Origin of the sequence: Peribacillus faecalis (assembly GCF_014712675.1) — a bacterium.
GTDB classification, from domain to species: Bacteria; Bacillota; Bacilli; order Bacillales; family DSM-1321; genus Bacillus_AD; species Bacillus_AD faecalis.
Window position 1 is genome coordinate 1 of the sequence record NZ_JACXSI010000004.1, and the last position, 19,244, is coordinate 19,244.

Here is a 19,244-nt window from a genome sequence, read left to right on the forward strand (position 1 = left end):
AAGTCCTCCTTTGGTTATTTAAGGGTCCCGTGCACTGGACACCTCGTATCATACCAAGGAGGCTTTTTTTGTTCAAACTTCATTTTGCTTCAATACAGGAATGCTTTCTTAAGAAGCATCGGGGGACCTTTCATCACGGAAAGCCCCCTTTTTCAATGATGAAATCATTTAATAGCTTTGCTATAATGTGTTTGAGGTGTAAAGAATGATTCGAGCAGAAGGATTTGTGGTTGTATTAGTGAAAAACGGACATTTCCAGCCAGATGATCTGTTTTTTAAAAATAAAGATTTAATAGTCAAAGTCAAGAGCATAAAACAGGTATTGGACTCCCAATCCAATCCCGCTATTGAACTGACTTGCACATATAAAATCAATTTGAAGGAAAGATATTATTGCCATTCGCCAAATGATTACGTCGGTCATGTTTTTCCTGCATTAAGAAAATACATCAGCCCGATTTTGCTGACACAAGTCGTTTATATTGACAGAGCATATGATGCAAAATTGACATAAGAAAAACCGGCACCGGTCCTTTTTCATTATGAATATGCTACTTAATTAACCTTAAGAATGCAGAGGCAGCGACACCTCTGCATTTATATGTTTCATCTACAGCAATGCCGCTACAATCGGCACCAATAACAGCAACACTACAAATACAATCAGGCATTTAAAAATTATCGTTTTCATTCTTATTCCCCCCACTAAATAACTTTACCCTCCTTTACATTCACATTAACCATTTTTGTGGAAGGATTTTACAAGGTGATAGCGAACCTTAAATACAAAGGAGGCGCTTATTATGTATGTAAATGAAGAATATGAGATTGTTTATCCGAAAGAATTAATTCACTTAGAGAGTGAAGGCATTTTGGTTTCTCCACAAAATAGACAATATGGAGTAATTGGATTAAGAGAACAAATCGGCAGCTTCTATTTGCTTCGGATTTTTCTGATGAAGCGCGAAACATCTCAGGCACTATTTTTCATTAAAGAAGAAATGACAGCGCTTACCTTCGATGATAATGAAAGTCTTTCCGCTTTCTTTCAGCGGCTACCGGGAATGAGCGCTTTTGATTTCATGCTCTTTCAGCACGATATTGAACAAAGGAAAAACTAGCCGTTATGAAGCTAGTCTTCACCATTACAAGCCTTTCGTATTAATTCTGAATACCGCATCCTCGTAACTGGAATCATCATCCCATGAACTGTCATTTAAGTGTGCATCAAAGTTTTGGATTTTTTTTGGAGAGATAAACAAATAGATCTTCCCTTTTCTTAGTTGCTCATAATAATTTTCTTTTTCTTCCTGTGTCAAACCAAACATATCTTCAGATCCAACGATACCTTCAATTTCTGGTTTATGATGCCCGATTACTCGTCTCATTGTTTGCAGAAAGCTATTGCGGTCTTCAAGAGTCGAAAAGTGCACTTTCTCTTTTTTCTCAAAATAAAGATCATCTCTCGTATCTGCCAGCAATTGAATGTCTTTGCTTTTATAGCCCTGATCCTCAAGACTATGAATCTCGCGCAACACTTCCGTATGATTGTCATATGGACCATATAGTTCGCCAAACATAACGTCACCTCCAGTTTTATGTATGAAACTATTCCCTTTTTAAAAGGAAAGAAAACATTACTAAATCGCATATCCAACTTTTGTTTATGAGACAAGATCTGTGTTGAAGGCTTCCCCATTTAACAAATATTTCATTTCTCACAATTTGCCCACATTTTATAGTACGATATATATATAACATCCAGAAAGGAACTATATTATGTCATATAAAATGATTGTGCTAGATTTAGATGATACGTTACTGCGTGATGACCATACAATATCTGACCGAACGAAAGATGCACTTATGAGAGCTCAGGAACAAGGCGTAAAAGTTGTGCTCGCATCAGGTCGCCCTACTTCTGCAATGAAACATATCGCCGAAGAGCTGGAATTAGCGAAATACGGAAGCTTCATTTTGTCATTTAACGGTAGTCAAATTATTGATTGGCAAGATAAACAAAGAGTATTCAGTAAAACATTAAGCCCGGAAGCAGTTCATAAACTTTATGATATTAGTCGTCGTGAAGGTGTGAGCATTCATACCTATATTGGAGATGACATCGTGACAGAGGATGACAGCATGTATACTGCCGAAGAATCTGCCATTACAGGAATTCCTGTAAAATTTGTCGATTCCTTCAAGAAAGCGGTTACTGAACCGGTCGTGAAATGCTTAATGCTTCACGATCCTGAAATATTGAAAGTAGTCGAGGCTAAGCTGCAAGCCGAATTAGAAGATGAGTTCAGTGTAATGCGCTCTAAGCCTTACTTCCTTGAATTTATGCAAAAAGGCATTACAAAAGGCACTAGCTTAAATCATTTAATCCAAATTCTCGGTATTGAGCGTGAGGAAGTCATTGCTATGGGAGACAGCTACAATGATCTTGAAATGATACAGTTTGCCGGCCTTGGTGTCGCAATGGGCAACGCAAATGATGACATTAAAGCAGCTGCTGACTATGTGACAGATACAAATATGAATGACGGCGTTGCAAAAGTTGTAGAAGAATTCATTTTAAATGAGCTGGTAACAGCGTAACAAAGCATCCGCGCTATTAAGTTAGCGCGGATGTTTTTTCTTTTCTTTTCAGTCAAAAATCGTCTATTATGAAAGTTGTGGCAACCTTAAAGGAGGATTATACATGAAAAATGAAAAATATTTTTCCGAGACAATTAAAGTGATGCAAAATCATAGTTCTGTCCGTCATTATAAAGATGAGCTGATTCCCGATGAGCATTTTGATGCGATCATTAAAGCAGCTCAAGGGGCAGCATCATCAAACTTCGTTCAAGCTTATACGATCATTAACGTGACAGACCGAAACTTAAGAGAGCAAATCATTGAGCATGCAAGCAACAAGCCACAAATTTCGCAATGCTCGCATTTCCTCGTTTTCTGCGCGGATTTCAAACGTCTGCAGCTGGCAGGCAAAATGCAAGGAGTCGATATAGAAGCAGACAATGTCGAAAGTCTGCTTGTTACAACAGTTGATGCTTCATTAGCGGCACAAAATGCCATCACATCCGCAGAGTCATTAGGATACGGCGGCTGTTACATCGGCGGCATCCGCAACAATCCGGCAGCAATCAGCGAGCTGTTGAACTTGCCAGAACTTGTATTTCCATTATTCGGATTGACACTTGGTGTACCGGCTCGTAATAACGATGTAAAACCTCGTCTTCCAGAAAAAGCAATTTTACACGAAAATACATATAACGCTGAGCAATATGAAGAAATCATCAGTGAATACGATGATACGATGCAGCAATATTACAGCGCAAGATCGTCCAATATGAAGGATTCTAACTGGTCGAAAACGATGGCAGCCTTCCTGGCGCAGAAAAAACGCGAGCATATGAAGGCGTTTCTTGAAAGTAAAGGATTTAACAAGAAGTAATTATTTTGGATTGAGATTTTCTCAATCCTTTTTATATGTAAAAAACCCGGCATAAACATATGCCGGACACCACGTTATTCTTATTTAGTAAAAATAGCATTGGAAAGCAAACGGAATAAGTAATCTGTGTGATCACGAAACCCTGCTTCCAATCCCACCAGTGTCACATCCTTCGATTTTTCCTTGACAATAACAGGTTGTCCTTGTGCAGCCGCATTATTTCTCCAATGTCCGGCAATAAAGAAGTCCGGTGCATTGTCAATGGAAGCTGCCACTTCATCATCTGTTAAGCCGGCATACCAAACCGGATGGTAAACGAAGCCTACATCATCTTCACTGTACCCTGCAGTAAGGCCTTCTCCTTTATAATCAACCTTCACGATGCCATTGCTGTTGCTGCCGGCTGTGCGAATTTCATTGTCGGTAAGTCCTAATGTTCTTGTTGCTCTTGAAGCTCCGGCCCCTACTGCAATGTATTTTCCTCCGTTTTGAATGAATGTTTCCAAATTAGTTTTGAATTGCCCGTATTGCGCCGAATTTTGGAAGCCAAATTCTCTATTTGCTGCATTAAGATTTGTAGCAATCAGACTTTCCGTACCGCTATAAATAAATGCATCAAAATCATTCAATCCATTTGTCGCTACTTCCACTGGAGTTACTTCTGTAACATTAAAACCGAGTCTTTCCAATGCCAATTTTGTTCCGGCATGTGATTGCACTTTGCCCATTCCTCCGTCCTTAAGAATCGCAACCTTCATGCTGTCAATTTTAACGGCATCCGAAGGGATTGAGGCTGAAGCGATTTTTAAACCGGAAGCTTTCACGGAAACAGATACTTTGTTGGCCGGAGCTTCCGCGTAAAAATTACCTAGAGTATCACGTTTTATTGTGACTCCACTTTCCAGCAATTGATTAACGAGCTTAACTGCTTTAACAGAACTGTTCGGAATCAGGAATGGTCCCTTGCCTGATAGAGTACCTTGAGTTTCCGCTTTATTCACTTTAGCTGTAACTGCTTTCACCTGTTCATAAACCGGGTCAGCTGTAAAACCCCATAATTCAGGAAGGCTCCATGCGGAAATATCATACATGGAAGCAACATCATTCGAGATATCTTCGCCGTCCCAGAGCATCGTATTGGCAAGCCCTGCTTTTGCCTGATCCATTTTTACAATATATGTCCCTTTCTCGTATGTTTTGCCTGCCGCATTAAATGATTTGGAGGCGCGGACAACTTCAATATCATTTTTCATTAAGTGATTAACTGCTTTTTCTGTAACTGTTGGGTCTTTTTCATCGACAGGCAAAATATAAGCGTTCGGGAAATGCCCCTCTGCATGAGTCGGATGGTCAAAGGTAATGCCACGCTTGAAGATTTCTATTTGGTCGGCGATCATCTCTTGCTTATTTTCAGTGGCAAATTTCAAAGCCCCCATAACAGCATTGTACATCCACCGAACCCCGTCTTCATCATTGGTAGGTGCTTCAAGCGTGTGCCCGTATGCTCCATGATACATCGCATACATCGGGGTGAAAATTGGCGGATAGTCATCCCAACCTTCTGCGTCATCCCGTTGCGGAATATAGGTGCCTTTCATCGATTGATAAATTCCGCCGTTGAACGAATCTTTATCACTCATAATTTCTGCTTCCATTGCTTCTGCCTGGTCATATGCCCATTTATTGTATAAATCGTATTCATAGTTCGGATTATGAGGCGGTGTACAAGGTTCAATCAGTCCCTGCAAGTTCGGGCCATAATTTCTGACATAGCCATGCGTGTCCAATAAAACCATCGGATTCCACTCTGTCAACAAGTCAACCATTTGCTCTGTCTCAGGCTGAGATTGCGTAATAAAATCCCTATTCAAATCGACTCCTTCACCGTTAAAACGAGTGGCATCAATGCGGCCGTCCGGATTTTGAACGACATTGAAGATTAAAATATTATTTGCCAAGATTTCCTTCGTTTCTTCATCATTCTGTGTGGCAAACCGCTCAATTAATTGCATCAATGCGTCTGTTCCGACGAATTCAGTACCGTGTATGGAGCCGTTAATCATAATGGGAACTTTAAAGTCCGGGTTTTCTGCTACCCAGTCACTAGCCTTTTGCGGGTTTTTAAACATTTGTTTACGCAGAGCCTGGTATTTTCCAAACTTGCCGTTTGCCTGAGGATCGGCAATTGTCACAACGTAAAGAGGGTAACCTTGGGAAGATGTGCCAGTGACTTCTACCTTAACGCGGTTTGATTTTTTGTTGATTTCATCCAGCTTTTTGCCGATTTGCGAGAACTTCATAAAATCATAGTTTTCACTGTTAAATAAACTATGATCTTTTTCGATTGCCGGATTCACATCGACCCATTTTACCGGTCCGGCAAACACCGTACTGATCGGAACAGCCGTTAACATTCCTGCAACGACCATACCGGATAATAATTTCTTCTTTTTCAAACAAACACCCCCGACTATTGATAGATAGACTTCATGCTGATAATTTTAACTACATTACATTTTTTTACAATAGCCCTATTAAGCTAAATCTATTATATGGAGGCTAGGTGAATATTATTATTATGTTGATTTTGCTTCTCCATAAACATTAATTGGTATCGCCTATAATTTTTATAATCCTGTATTTATTCCTTTAATAGCTACCGCTTTCCTCATTTGAAAGTATATCCGCAATGCTTCTTCTATTTTGACAGAGTTATAAAAAATGACCTTGAATAAAAATTCAAAATACCAATGGAAGATTATTATTTATATTCTTTTCATTATTCAACCAACGAAACCCCTAAAAAAAAGTAGCTACAATCATTTAGCAAGAAAGAGAAAGCTCTCCAGCTTTCTCTTTCCCTTTTTAAACATTGCGGATATTACCGATTCCGTTTCCATTATTTTTTGACAGTATTAAAACTAAAATACTGATAACGCCTGTTGCTGCAGCAATAACCAAAACCATTTGCAGGGGTACAGACGAAATTTGCCAGATACTGAAACACGAATCTCTTGCTTATACTCATGATTTGCAGAAAATAACTGTAACTTGCAGGAATTTTTATGAGGCTGTTAAGAAAATTATTCATAAATAAAATAAGAGGTCCAAACCATATAAGATTCGGACCTCTTATTGCTCCCTACTTTAATTTATGTACTCTTTAATGAATATCTTAATAAACACTTGCCGACTTATTTTTTTGCTCCATTCCAATCTGCAAGGAATTTTTCAATACCTGCATCTGTTAATGGATGTTTCAATAATTGTTTAATGACATTTGCCGGAACTGTTGCAATATCTGCACCTCTAATTGCCGCTTCTGTTACATGAATCGGATTACGTATTGATGCAGCAATGATTTGTGTTTCGATACCGTGAACATCAAAGATTGTGGCAATATCCTCAATTAGCTGCAATCCGTTCTGGCCGATATCATCTAAACGCCCCAAGAACGGTGATACATATGTTGCGCCGGCGCGAGCAGCAAGCAATGCTTGCGGTGGTGAGAACACCAACGTAACGTTCGTTTTAATGCCAAGTTTTTTAAATTCATGAGCAGCTGTTAAGCCATCAGCTGTCATCGGCAATTTAATGACTACGTTTGGTGCGATTTTAGCCAATTCTTTCCCTTCTTCAATCATTTTGTCCGCTTCAAGGCTGATTACCTCAGCACTTACCGGCCCCGATACAACCTCGCAAATTTCTTTAATGCGTGTATGAAAATCGACACCTTCTTTCACCACTAAAGTCGGATTGGTCGTAACACCTGCAAGTACACCCATTTTATTGATTTCTTTAATATCCGCTATGTTTGCTGTATCGATAAAAAATTTCATTGTTCTTTCTCCTTTATGTATGTATTTGGGGTTTGGCGGAATCACTACTCAATTCATTAAAGCGCTTACATTTTTGCTATAACATTAGTATACAACTTGAAAAGAAAGAGTAATAGGACATATGTCATTGAACTTCATTTAATAAAATGGTATATTAATATAATTTACAAAAAGCAACCGCATACGGCAGTTGCTTTTGATTTATCAGCGGAAAGATGGCTTTCTTTTTTCTACAAGCGCATTAACACCTTCCTGGTAATCTTCCAGTTCAGTGAGAATTCCCATTGATGATGAAATCATATCCAGTGAAGTGCGCAGGTTCATTTCTAACCCTTGATAAACGGCCCTTTTTGTAAAGCGAAGCACTTGCTGGGGCGCATTGGCCAGTTTCTCCACATAAGTCTCTACAAAAGCAGTCAGTTCATCCTCGTGAACGACATGTGTAACGAGTCCGAGCTCCTTTGCCTGATACGCTGTCAAAACCTCGCCCATCCATAGCAGTTCAAGCGCCTTATCGATACCTGCAAGCCTTGGCAAAAAGTATGCACCGCCATCTCCCGGAACAATTCCTGCCTTTACATAGCTCTCGGCAATTTTCGTATCAGCTGCTGCAATACGAATATCACAAGCCAGTGTAATATCAAAGCCGGCTCCGAACGCAAATCCGTGGAGAACAGCAATGACCGGTATATCGATCTCCTGTAAAAGAAGCGGAACGCGCTGCACTTTTTTCCAAAGTGAATTTTTTCTTGCCAACGCAGTGGATGTGTAGTCGCTCGACCCGTCGCTCTTTATGAAACCTTCACCATTTGCCATTGATTTAATATCACCTCCCGAACAGAAGCCGCGGCCATTGCCGGAAACGACGAGCACACGAATATCATCCGAATCGCGCACCGTTTCAAGTGCATCAATCCACGATTCAATCATCTCCTCACTGAACGCATTCAAACTTTCCGGGCGATTCAGCACTATTCTTGCAATATTGTTTTCTACCGAAAAAAGTAAATCTCTCATCTATAATTCCACCTTTTCTGAACGATTTTCTACACCCGTCACCAGTGACCACAATCCTGAGCTCTTCGTTTGTAATAATAATTCTGTCAGTACTGTTTCCCAGTCCCCAGTCAGTCTCCGTACCGTATTCATCCCTCCATGCCCTTAATCTGCGCGTGCTATGGTGAAGTGTATGCTCGTGTGTGAATCCGATTGCCGCCAACACTTGGTGTGCTATTGCGCTTGCCTTTCCGGCCGCTTCATTCACCCTCACTTTCGCTAAAGCGATTTCCTTAGAAAAAGGATTCCCTCCATATGAGGTCGCCGCATATTCGGCCGCAATTCCCGCCGCGGCAACTTCGCCTGCTAACAATGCCAGTTGTTGTTGGACAACCTGAAAACGGTGTAGTGGTCTGGCAAATTGCTCGCGCCCTTTCGCATAATTGACCGCCAATTCAAGTATGCGCTCAAGCGCACCGGCCATCATTACAGTCCTGGTCAACGCTCCCAAGTACCGTAGTTTTTTTTCCGTTTGCTTCTTTTGAACAGAAATCAGCTGTCCATTTTCTACAAAAACGTTGCAGAAGTATACTTCATCTCTCGCTTCACCGGCTAAATTTTGGCCGTGTTTCATTTCGGCTTTCTTTAAATCAAGCAATATTGCTATCTCCCCTGTCAATACCAGCAGTTTTTGTGCAAATCGCGCATAAGGCACATCTTTAAGCGTTCCGGAGATCAAGAAGCCGTTTTCTTTTTTCTCGAGTTGCAATTTTTCATCCGAACAGGATACTGTGACAATCTCTTCAGTCACCTGTTCACCAATGTCCTTCAGCAACCAGTTAACGATATACACTTCGGCAAGCGGAAAGAGGGGCCGAATATTTACCGGCAAGACGTAAAATGCTGAAGGCATCCTCAAAATCTCCGCCGCTCCCGCCTAATGATTCCGGGATACCTGCTTTTGTGAGACCGTTTTCACGAAAGGCCGTCCATAATGGGTCCGGCCATATGCCGTATTCTTCCATATTAATAACTTCCTTTGTTGCTTGCTTCTCCAGTATTTTAATAGTCGTTTCGTTGTATATCGCTCAATCTCCGAATGTTCATGTCCCCCATATTTCGTCGGCCAAGTCATTCCAATCCACCCTTTTTCCCCGAGCTTTTGAGATAATTCTGGTGAATAGTCGCTAAGCCAGCAATCGCATTTCGGCTCAAACGTTCCGGCTTCTATTTCCAGCTGTATAAACTCCCGAACTTCCATTCTCAATTCATCGTGTTTATCTGTAAGCTGAACTGTCCGGTATTTGCAATGTCTTCATTAAAATCCCCCCATATCATCATTTTCTGTTTACCACTTATTCTAATGGTATTTTTTTACATAAACAATCTATAAACTTATAATGGTTCTTTTGACTCTAATTCTCAAAAAATATGAATTAATATAAATATGGCATTATTATTGACCTATAAAAAAATACATGCTATCATTCGTTTATTATTTTATTAATATAGCTTAGTAGCGATGAATGCCGTGGATAAAACTATGGCAGGAGCAGCTTCTGGAGAGACTGTACGATATGTGCAGCGCCGAAGGATTCACAATCTCAGGCAAAAGGACAGAAGAATAACGAATAAAACATTGTTATTCTCGCCCTTAGATGAGATTGGATAAAGTCCAATCTCTTTTTTATTTGAAGAAAAAATGGAGGGAAGAGCAATGGCTGCTCAAGAATTAAAACGCGATTTAAAAAATCGCCATGTTCAATTAATCGCAATCGGTGGAACAATCGGAACAGGATTATTTTTAGGTTCCGGAAAGTCGATCCATATGGCTGGTCCATCGATCATTTTCGCTTATCTTATTATTGGTGTCGCTCTTTTTTTCGTGATGAGAGCATTAGGTGAATTATTGCTGTCTAACAGCGGTTATTCATCCTTTACGGATTTCGCCGCTGAATATATTGGTCCATGGGCCGGATTTGTAACCGGCTGGACATATTGGTTTTGCTGGATAATGACAGCAATGGCCGACATTATCGCAGTCGGCATGTACATGCAATATTGGTTTGATATACCGCAATGGATACCGGCAATTGCCTGTCTTGTCATTTTGCTTGGCTTGAATTTACTGACGGTTAAACTATTTGGCGAATTGGAATTTTGGTTTGCAATTATTAAAGTCGTAACAATTGTCACCTTAATCGTTGTAGGTATCATGATGATTGTCATCGGATTTAAAACAGATACCGGAACAGCTGCTTTATCAAATATTTGGAGCTTTGACGGCATGTTTCCGAACGGTGCATCCGGCTTCCTGTTCTCGCTTCAGCTTGTCGTGTTTTCCTTTGTCGGAGTTGAGTTAGTTGGTGTAACAGCTGCTGAAACAGCCAATCCAAAGAAAAACATACCATCAGCCATCAATAAAATTCCGATGCGTATTTTGTTATTTTACGTCGGTGCTTTGGCTGTTATATTGTGCATTAACCCTTGGAATCAGTTGGATGCTTCCAGCAGCCCGTTTGTAGAAGTGTTCACTTTAATCGGTATTCCTGTCGCTGCCGGCATCATCAATTTCGTCGTGTTAACATCCGCTGCTTCTGCTTGCAACAGCGGTTTGTTCTCAACAAGCCGCATGCTGTTTACATTAAGCAAAGATGAGAATGCTCCTTCTAAGCTGGCGAAATTAAATAGGCATGCCGTACCAAGCAATGCCTTATTCACATCGACAATCGTTGTATCAATCGGTGCTTTGCTGAGTAAGGTCATTCCGGAGCAAGCCTTTACGATTGTGACAACAATCAGCGCCATCTGCTTCATTTGGGTATGGAGCATGATCCTGATTTCTCACATCATTTATAAAAAAAGACGTCCGGACTTACATGCAAAATCAACATTCAAGGCTCCATTAACACCGTTTATCAATTACGCTGTATTAGCGCTGTTTGCCTTCATTCTAATAGTCATGCTGTTCTCGGACGCGACACGACTGCCGCTTCTGCTGACGCCGATTTGGTTTGCTGTGCTAGTGGCACTGTATCAGTTTTATAAAAAAGACCGAAATGCTCTGCCTAATATAGAAATTGCCGAACATGTCTCGGCGAAATAATCAACAGTAAGGCTTGAACGTATATTGTTCAAGCCTTTTTGCATGAATGTAGATATTTTTAGAATTGTTAAAAAACTTATTGACTACACCTATTATCTGTTATATATTATTTTTAGTTAAATAAATTTGTTCTATAACAGAAAGGGAGATTAACATGTATCAACAAGCTTATGAGTGTTACACAACAATTTGTGAAAAATATGATATGGAGTCAGTAAACTTCCAAGACTTCATCACTTATTTAACGGAGGAACAGCTAATCGCCTACAGTAATTTAGACCAATACTAATTTGCAAAGGATGTGATTCATACGGAGCTCACAGTCGCAGTCAAATAGAAGCCCTGCTCGTTTTATATACGAAAACAAGCAGGGTTTTGTAATGTTTAAAGCCCAATTACAAAGCACACTACCGTCGTTGTGCTGCCGCCTATGTTCAATGTCGCAAAAGTTTTCGCTCCCTCTACCTGATAATTCTCCGCTTTTCCCGTCACTTGCTTAAAAGCGTCCAACAACATCCGCACCCCGGTCGCACCTACAGGATGCCCGCTACCGATTAGGCCTCCGCTCGGGTTAATAGGCAGCTTCCCGCCAAACTCAATTGTGCCATCCTCAATCGCCCGCCAGCTTGCTCCCGGCTCCGTCAATCCAAAATGATCAATCACCATATATTCCGTAATCGTAAAGCAATCATGCAATTCTATGCCGTCAATTTGTTCAACAGCTGCAATATGGGCCCTTTTGAACGCATCTTGAATTGCTTGGCGAACATGCGGGAAAACGTAGGCACTTTCTGAACTTCGTTTCAGCTTATCCGCTAATAGCATTGGTGCTGTCCGATGTCCCCACCCCTTTATAAATGGAATTTGTTCGATTGTCATGCCATTTCTTTTTGCATATTGCGCAGCAAACCTTTCCGACGCCAAAAATATCGCCGCTCCGCCATCCGTCGTTCTGCCGCAATCATTTTTCCTGATGAGTCCTTCGACAACCGGATTGCAAGCATCGTCATTGGTAAAATTATTGGCATCCTGCTGCCAGTTTCTCGTTTGTGCGAGCGGATTTCTTTTCGCATTGGTTAAATTAATTTCGGCAATTTTGCCAAGATGTTCATATTGAATGCCATAGCGCTCATCATAGAAATCAACGAGCTGACTGAAAAGGTACGGCCACGGAAATTCTGCTTCCTGAGCTTCTCTCCCAACCCAGCTGGCCGCTCCTAAATATTCAGCCGCTTTTCTAGTCGATACATTTTTCATCTGTTCGACACCCAAAACACAAACTAAGTCATAGCGCCCTGCCTCAATATCGGCCGCGCCAGATAAAAGCGCAATGCTGCCCGAGGCGCAAGCTGCTTCATGTCGTGAAGTTGGAATCGTTGACAAATCCGGATGAATCGATGCAAATAAACCGCCTAACTGCCCTTGACCGGTAAATAACTCGCCGGCAAAATTGCCGATATGGGCCGCCTCTACTTCACTTGGCAAAATTTGAACGGATGTAAGCGCCTGGATCGTCGTTTCTTTCATTAATCGAAATAACGCATCCTCTCCGCTCCACTTCTGAGAAAAATCAGTTTGATAGCCTCCTAGCACATATACTTTCGACATCATTCCTGCACCACCTATCTACACTCTTTCAATCAGCATTGCCGTACCGACTCCGGCACCTCCGCTCATAGCGACAATACCTGTTTTCAGCTCTCTCCGTTCCAATTCATCCAATAATGTCATCGTCATCATCGCACCTGTTGCGCCTAAAGCATGCCCCATCGCAATAACGCCTCCGTTAGTATTGAGCTTTTCAATCGGGATGTCGAATTTCTCCTTATATTGCAAAACAGTCGCCGCATATGCCTCATAGACTTCAAATAAATCAATTTCGTCCGGTGATCGATTTACTTCTTTTAATAAGCGTATAGTCGCCTCTTCTCCGCCATTCAGCAAAAGCGGATCAGTGCTGACGTTAACTGCATGAACAATGCGTGCTCTCGGCTTTAAACCCGCTTCTTCTCCTGCTCGCTTACCCGAGATCGGCAATAATGCCGCTCCATCGGCCAAGACAGGCGAATTGCCGGGGTGGTGATAGTGTATAATTCCCTTGCCAAACGGCTGAATACGGCTTTCCCACATTTGCCGTTTATCTTCATTAAATGTTGAAGATAAATGTTCCATACTTTCAACTGTCATACCTAGGCGGATGCATTCATCTTCACTTAATGATGGAAGTGACACCATTGATTTTAAAAAGCAGCCTTGCTTCGTTGCTGAGGCTGCGCGCTCGTGAGAATGACAGGCATACTCATCCAGTTGTTGCCTGGAATAGTCATTGTTCGATGCCATTAAATCAGCCGACAGACCAATTGGAATAAATTTCGTTTTCTCGCTGATCACCGGGTCGGCAAACCACGGACCATGATCAGAGAACATCGGAACGAGAGAGCAGCTTTCCACACCGCCAGCGAGCACAAAATCACCGATTCCGCTATTCACCTTCGCAGCAGCCAACAAAATGGCATCAAGACCGGATGTGCAATAGCGGTTTACCGTCATCCCAGGAACACTTTCCGGATAGCCAGCTACGAGCAAAGCCGTTTTGGCAATATTCGCTCCTTGCAAATTCGTTTGCGTCACACAACCTAAAATGACATCATTCACTTTATCTATCAATCTGCTATCTTCGCGCAAACGCTGCAAAAGAGGCAACAGCAGCTCAATCGGCGCTACATCCTTCAATGACCCTTTTCTGAAAGCGCCTCTCGGTGTGCGCACTGTATTAAAAATATAGGCCTCCATAATCCGCTATACCAGCTCCACTTTCAAATCTTCTTTTAAGCGGTATTTCAGCACTTTGCCAACCGGGTTCCGAGGCAGCGCATCAACAATAATGACCTTTTCAGGAATTTTATAAGAAGCGATTTGACTGTTCTTCAAAAAGGCTGTTACAACATCCTTCGTAACCGTTTCATTGGCTGCCGGAACGATGCAGGCACATGCTCTTTCTCCGTAAATTTCGCAAGGATATCCGATAACAGCGACTTCAGCAATTTTTGGATGCGCTTGCAAAATATTTTCCAATTCATCCGGTGACACCTTTGAACCGCCTCTAATGATAATGTCCTTCAGACGGCCGACGACCCGGTAGTAAGCACTTAGTTCCCCTTCTCCGGCAATTTCGAACAAATCGCCCGTACGGAAAAAACCGTCTTCATCAAAGACGCCAAGCTGATTATCATGATCTCCCCAATAGCCGGCAAAAACACCGGCACCGCGAATCCATAGCTCACCCGGATGATTGGCTTCAGTAATGATCTCTCCCGTTTCAAAATCGACTAATTTGCTTTCCATCTTATCGGCAATCCGAACATCCCAGTCAAATCCTGCTACACCGAAACGTGGGAAGTACTTGGCGCGGATTTCAGGGTCAGGAATGGCGCTTGGTCCGCTAATAAACGAAGAACCTTCATTCGAGGCAAAGTAATTTATTATATCGATGTTGTGATCTTCTTTCCAGCCCTTCACCATCCACGGCGAAAGCGGTGCAGAACCTGAGCCGATTGCACGAACCGTACTTAAATTGATTTTTGAGAGCAGCTCTTTATTTTTCAGTAGCTGATTCAATAATGGAGGTGGAGCGAGTGTATACGTGATTTTCTCAATCGCGATTTGCTGGAAAAACACTTGAAGATCAAACGGATGATGAAGAACGACCTTCATGCCGAGCATGAGCCATGGATATAATGTTCCGGCAATGCCTGCCATATTGATTAATGGAAAAGTATTCAGCTGCAGCTCATCCTTCGTCAACCTTGCTCCGTCGATGACGCCAGTTGCTGAAAAAAGCCACTCGTTATGGCTTCTCGGAACAGCTTTTGGCGTGCCGGTCGTACCTGATGTCCAGCAAAGCGTAAAAATATCATTTGCTGTGACACCGATTTTTACTTCCTGAAGAAGTTCTGCATTTCGGATTGTGCGTTTTTCGATATTTTGCAATGAAAGCACATGTTCATGCTCCGCCGCATCCCATGTATAAACCTGTTTAACCGTCGGCATCTGCTCAAGCAAATTTACGTACATCTCTGTATATTTACGTTCATTAATGACATTCGTTGTGATAATGGCCTTTGCTTCGACTTTATTCGTCAACTGTTCGACTTCATACTCTCGGTATTGCACAGGAAACGGGCAAGCAATCGCTCCAATTTTTGCAAGCGCCAAAAACGAAAGGATTAGCTCGGAAATATTCGGCAAATGCAAGATGACGATATCATCTTTTTCTATACCGTTCTCCATCAAATAATCAGCGAGCTGATCGGACTGCTTCCCAATATCAGAGAACGTATAACGCTTCTGCTCGATGCCGCAAATCGCTTGCTTATTCATTGGATCGACTAGCGCTTCTTTATCAGCATCCTTTTTAACCCGCTCCAATAAAAAGTCGGTAATCTTCTGCTCACCCCACCAGCCTTTTTCGGTATAGTCCTTTATTTTTTCAGCAGAGGCTAATATCATTCATTCATCACTCCTTCATTTATTTCAGTTTATATCCATCGACCCAGGTAGCATGGAAACCCATCGGCACTCTTTGTGGCAGTTCTAGAACGGTAATCGGACCGATGTCAAAATGTTTGGCATCATAAATGAGCACTTCGGAGCGATCACGGAGCTCATCATATACATAAGTGACCAGATAACCGTCATCTTCATCAACGGCATTGTCTCTTGGCGCGAAGGCTGCTTCTGTTCCATTTCTTCCTTCTCCGAAAAAGTGCGTCTGCGAAGAACCGGTTTGCAAATCGTATTTAACTAACCCGTTGAATTTTAATGTGAGTGTATTTTCAATCGTAACATTATACGCATATTTCGATGGACGCCCGGCATAGTGAAGATTCATCGTCGGGAATTCGGAATTGCGGTCACAAAGCTCACCTTCCCGGACTTTGCCGGTTTTGAGATTAAACCTCCAATAATGAAGCTGGGCATCAAGACGCAAGAAAGATAGCATCCTTTCAATAGGACCATCCGTTTTCGATTCTGACGGCACCGGCTCCTTGACCCGGCAGCCAATGATGACAATTTCGTCTCCTTCCTCCCATGCATTGACAACATGATAAATATAACAAGGGCTCGCTTCAAACCAACGAATTTGGCTATTATCTCCGTAGCGCGGCAAAATGCCGAATCGGCTTGGCAGCTCACGGAAAAATTTCACCTTATAACGGCCCTTCTTCACTGATTCCGGGTCATTGAAAAGCGGCAAATCCATTAAGATTGAATAGTTCTCCGTAATCGCCATATCATGAGGAAGGCGCGGGCCCGGCAAATCAATCGGCACAAGATGCTTCAGTTCGTTTTCTTTCGAAGTTACGCCATACATCATGTACGGATATATATTTCCATAATCGAAGAAAATTAGCTCGCCTGTTTTTTCATCGACTTTAGAATGTGCCGATAAATTGCACGTCAACTGATCGTTGAATGTTTCGCCCCCAATTGTTTCTAATGTTTTTGCATCGATACGGTACGGCTCCCCTGCCCGATACCAGAGACTTAACAAACTGTCGCCATGAAACACGACATCGGTGTTGGATGTATTTTTCAGGGGCTCATAGGATGGGTTTTTCCTCACATCCTCCAATAAACCGCCCCATATTGGACCGCCGTTCTTAACTTCTTCTTTAAAACCGCGCGTATTAATGTAGCGATTGCGGTAAATCGCCCGACCATTCTCAAAATAGACACCATGCAGCATTCCGTCACCATCAAACCAATGATAGCGTCCATTAGGTTCATATTTCGGATTCGGACCATTCCGTATATAGGCTCCGTTTAAATCATCCGGTATTTTCCCTTCAATCGGCTTCAGCTCTTGTCCATCAATTTCTTGTTCGATAGGCGCATACAGTTTTTCAGTCAAATACGGATTCACCTGTAATTGATGCATCTTTAGTCAGTTCTCCCTTCGCATTGATACTAAAAGAATTATGCAAGTTTGATGCCAGAAAAATTTGTTGAGATAACTGGTTAAATATTGATTTAACAGGCTTGCTTTTGCTGCTATGATGAAAATAGTAATCAAATGATGAAATAATGAATCAAAGGGTGATATTTATGGAGAATCAAATGCTTCAGCAATTTATTAACGCCAGCTTTGACGGCATAGCCATTTTTGACAAAGATGGAAAAGGGGTTTTTATCAATGATAGCTGTGCTTTCATGACAGGCATTCCACGTGAGGAGTTTATCGGTAATACATTAGCTAATGTGCTCCAATCCGGTCTGATTTCCGACTCGGTTGCACTTCAAGTGATCAACAAAAAGAAAGCGATTACAAAAATCATCAATATAAAAGGAAAAGATTTTTTAATAACAGGCAGCCCAGTCACCGATGAGCATAGCGAGGTACATCACGTCATCTTAAACGTGCGTGACATTGCCGAACTGAATAAGCTGAAAATGGATGAAATATTGGCGATTGCCCTCCGTTATAAATACGCTGATATTGATATTGACTCGACAGAGGATCGGGAATTGTACGAAAAGCTTTATCATAAAGGTGTCATCGCAAAAAGCCCGGCGATGAAAACAATCGTCAAAACGATTAAGAAAGTGGCGAAAGTAAAAACGACTGTTTTAATTACCGGTGAGTCCGGAACAGGAAAAGAAGTGCTGCTGAAATTAATTCACGAGCTAAGTGACCGTTCAAACAAGCCTCTTATAAAAATCAATTGCGCCGCGATACCGAATCAGCTGCTTGAATCGGAGCTATTCGGCTATGAAAGAGGAGCTTTTACAGGGGCCAATCAACGTGGAAAACGCGGACTATTTGAGGAAGCTGACGGAGGGACACTTTTTCTGGATGAAATCGGCGATATGTCACTTGACTTACAGGCAAAGCTTTTGCGGGTGCTTCAAGAATTTCATATAACGAGAGTTGGCGGTCGCACGAGCCGGAAAGTGGATGTCCGCATTGTCTCGGCAACGAATAAAGATTTTAAAAAAATGGTGGAGCAAAACCGCTTTCGCGAGGATTTGTATTACAGGTTAAACATCATTCCTATTCACCTGCCGCCGCTTCGGGAACGAATTGAAGATATCGGTCCGCTCGCCCATCTATTTCTGAACAAGATCAATCATATGTACAATCTCCATAAAAAATTTGCACCAGGCATTATGCACATTTTAGAAAGCTATCAATGGCCCGGCAACATCCGGGAAATGGAGCATATGATCGAACGCCTTGCGGTAACGCTCGACAGTGACTACATTTCATGGAAAGACCTTCCATTTGTGAAGGGCGGTAAAAACCATCAAAAAATGTCCTTAAAGCAAATTTTGCACCAAGTCGAGAAAGAAATCATACTTGAAAAAATGAAAGAGCTAAAAACAACACGAAAAACAGCCGATGCACTCGGCATCAGCCAATCCGCACTCGTTAAAAAAATGCAAAAGTTCCAATGAAACTCTATTAATCTGCGTATTCAATCTTCGTCCAATTCACAAAACGATTCTTCTCAAAGGTTTCGGCTAATTCACTATATCGAACTTACAATAGGCGATTAGTGACCCATTCAATTTCAAACTGACGATTAGAAACAAATGTATTGCCTCCTGCATTAGGAAGTTCTTCATCTGAATCAAGAAGCGACAAATGATACGAATACCCGGTAGTAGCACCGCAATCCCGTACAAAAATGTAAGCTGTTTTATTTTCTTTCGGTGATTGCCAGGTTTCAATCACTCTGTTTTTGCACATGCCTCCGAAAGCTTGATCGGATATATATTTTCCAGCTATTTAAAGACCAAAGAAGGACAGTGTAATTAATAGGAGTACTTTTGCTTTATT

The 19,244-nt window shown here is 41.8% G+C and carries 18 protein-coding genes, 1 pseudogene and 1 riboswitch; of the genes and pseudogenes, 7 read left to right on the top strand and 12 right to left on the bottom strand.

The annotated features are described in order from the left end of the window. Nucleotides 1–205 precede the first annotated feature (205 nt). Both IEO70_RS02350 and IEO70_RS02355 read left to right on the top strand, forming a co-directional pair. A complete protein-coding gene (locus IEO70_RS02350) occupies nucleotides 206–514 on the top strand; it encodes a cytoplasmic protein (RefSeq protein WP_190996742.1) in 309 nt (102 codons plus the stop codon). 289 nt (nucleotides 515–803) lie between these two features. Beyond that, complete coding sequence (locus tag IEO70_RS02355) at nucleotides 804–1,121, top strand: hypothetical protein (protein WP_190996743.1); 318 nt, start codon at nucleotides 804–806, stop codon at nucleotides 1,119–1,121. 24 nt (nucleotides 1,122–1,145) lie between these two features. Here IEO70_RS02355 and IEO70_RS02360 read toward each other — a convergent pair whose 3' ends face one another. Next, complete coding sequence (locus IEO70_RS02360; protein WP_190996744.1) at nucleotides 1,146–1,580, bottom strand: general stress protein; 435 nt, start codon at nucleotides 1,578–1,580, stop codon at nucleotides 1,146–1,148. A gap of 199 nt (nucleotides 1,581–1,779) precedes the next feature. Between IEO70_RS02360 and IEO70_RS02365 the strand changes: the two genes are divergently transcribed. Both IEO70_RS02365 and nfsA read left to right on the top strand, forming a co-directional pair. Then, nucleotides 1,780–2,601 carry a Cof-type HAD-IIB family hydrolase gene (locus IEO70_RS02365; RefSeq protein WP_190996745.1) on the top strand — a complete coding sequence of 274 codons (822 nt, stop codon included), beginning with the start codon at nucleotides 1,780–1,782 and terminating at the stop codon, nucleotides 2,599–2,601. A gap of 103 nt (nucleotides 2,602–2,704) precedes the next feature. Continuing rightward, nucleotides 2,705–3,460, top strand: a complete 756-nt coding sequence (gene nfsA / locus IEO70_RS02370; protein ID WP_190996746.1) for an oxygen-insensitive NADPH nitroreductase — start codon at nucleotides 2,705–2,707, stop codon at nucleotides 3,458–3,460. Between the two features lie 80 nt (nucleotides 3,461–3,540). Here nfsA and IEO70_RS02375 read toward each other — a convergent pair whose 3' ends face one another. The 6 genes and pseudogenes from IEO70_RS02375 to IEO70_RS02400 all read right to left on the bottom strand — a co-directional run. Beyond that, nucleotides 3,541–5,916, bottom strand: a complete 2,376-nt coding sequence (locus tag IEO70_RS02375; protein ID WP_190996747.1) for a M14 family zinc carboxypeptidase — start codon at nucleotides 5,914–5,916, stop codon at nucleotides 3,541–3,543. A gap of 738 nt (nucleotides 5,917–6,654) precedes the next feature. Next, a complete protein-coding gene (fsa, locus tag IEO70_RS02380; RefSeq protein WP_190996748.1) occupies nucleotides 6,655–7,299 on the bottom strand; it encodes a fructose-6-phosphate aldolase in 645 nt (214 codons plus the stop codon). Between the two features lie 204 nt (nucleotides 7,300–7,503). Further along, complete coding sequence (locus IEO70_RS02385) at nucleotides 7,504–8,316, bottom strand: enoyl-CoA hydratase/isomerase family protein (protein ID WP_190996749.1); 813 nt, start codon at nucleotides 8,314–8,316, stop codon at nucleotides 7,504–7,506. Next, entirely contained in the window at nucleotides 8,234–9,208 is a 975-nt protein-coding gene (locus IEO70_RS02390) for an acyl-CoA dehydrogenase family protein (RefSeq protein ID WP_190996750.1), read from the bottom strand. Before IEO70_RS02390 ends, IEO70_RS02385 begins: the two co-directional genes overlap by 83 nt. Further along, on the bottom strand, nucleotides 9,135–9,320 hold the full coding sequence (locus IEO70_RS20385; RefSeq protein ID WP_190996817.1) for an acyl-CoA dehydrogenase family protein: 186 nt from the start codon (nucleotides 9,318–9,320) through the stop codon (nucleotides 9,135–9,137). Before IEO70_RS20385 ends, IEO70_RS02390 begins: the two co-directional genes overlap by 74 nt. Further along, a pseudogene (locus IEO70_RS02400) lies at nucleotides 9,233–9,568 on the bottom strand (acyl-CoA dehydrogenase family protein); the annotation flags it as partial. The gene IEO70_RS20385 and the pseudogene IEO70_RS02400, both read right to left, overlap by 88 nt. 276 nt (nucleotides 9,569–9,844) lie before the next feature. Further along, nucleotides 9,845–9,925: riboswitch (glycine riboswitch) on the top strand. Between the two features lie 87 nt (nucleotides 9,926–10,012). Here IEO70_RS02400 and IEO70_RS02405 point away from each other — a divergent pair. Beyond that, nucleotides 10,013–11,401: an amino acid permease gene (locus tag IEO70_RS02405; protein WP_190996752.1), complete on the top strand. Its 1,389-nt coding sequence runs from the start codon at nucleotides 10,013–10,015 to the stop codon at nucleotides 11,399–11,401. Between the two features lie 154 nt (nucleotides 11,402–11,555). Then, nucleotides 11,556–11,690, top strand: a complete 135-nt coding sequence (locus IEO70_RS20120) for a hypothetical protein (protein ID WP_268938706.1) — start codon at nucleotides 11,556–11,558, stop codon at nucleotides 11,688–11,690. 95 nt (nucleotides 11,691–11,785) lie between these two features. On the opposite strand, the gene IEO70_RS02410 is transcribed toward IEO70_RS20120, so the two are convergent. Genes IEO70_RS02410 through IEO70_RS02425 form a run of 4 tightly spaced genes read right to left on the bottom strand, consistent with a single transcriptional unit; the run spans nucleotide 11,786 to nucleotide 17,342 of the window. Then, nucleotides 11,786–13,012, bottom strand: a complete 1,227-nt coding sequence (locus tag IEO70_RS02410; RefSeq protein ID WP_190996753.1) for an acetyl-CoA acetyltransferase — start codon at nucleotides 13,010–13,012, stop codon at nucleotides 11,786–11,788. A 15-nt stretch (nucleotides 13,013–13,027) separates the two neighbouring features. Beyond that, complete coding sequence (locus tag IEO70_RS02415; protein WP_190996754.1) at nucleotides 13,028–14,194, bottom strand: acetyl-CoA C-acyltransferase; 1,167 nt, start codon at nucleotides 14,192–14,194, stop codon at nucleotides 13,028–13,030. A gap of 6 nt (nucleotides 14,195–14,200) precedes the next feature. After that, nucleotides 14,201–15,910 carry a class I adenylate-forming enzyme family protein gene (locus tag IEO70_RS02420; RefSeq protein WP_190996755.1) on the bottom strand — a complete coding sequence of 570 codons (1,710 nt, stop codon included), beginning with the start codon at nucleotides 15,908–15,910 and terminating at the stop codon, nucleotides 14,201–14,203. 19 nt (nucleotides 15,911–15,929) lie between these two features. Next, a complete protein-coding gene (locus IEO70_RS02425) occupies nucleotides 15,930–17,342 on the bottom strand; it encodes a carotenoid oxygenase family protein (protein ID WP_190996756.1) in 1,413 nt (470 codons plus the stop codon). Between the two features lie 167 nt (nucleotides 17,343–17,509). On the opposite strand from IEO70_RS02425, the gene IEO70_RS02430 reads away from it, so the two are divergent. Further along, nucleotides 17,510–18,859 (top strand): sigma-54 interaction domain-containing protein, encoded by a 1,350-nt coding sequence (locus IEO70_RS02430; RefSeq protein ID WP_235973461.1) that lies wholly within the window; start codon nucleotides 17,510–17,512, stop codon nucleotides 18,857–18,859. Between the two features lie 85 nt (nucleotides 18,860–18,944). On the opposite strand, the gene IEO70_RS02435 is transcribed toward IEO70_RS02430, so the two are convergent. Beyond that, entirely contained in the window at nucleotides 18,945–19,154 is a 210-nt protein-coding gene (locus tag IEO70_RS02435) for a hypothetical protein (RefSeq protein ID WP_190996757.1), read from the bottom strand. Between the last annotated feature and the right edge of the window lie 90 nt (nucleotides 19,155–19,244).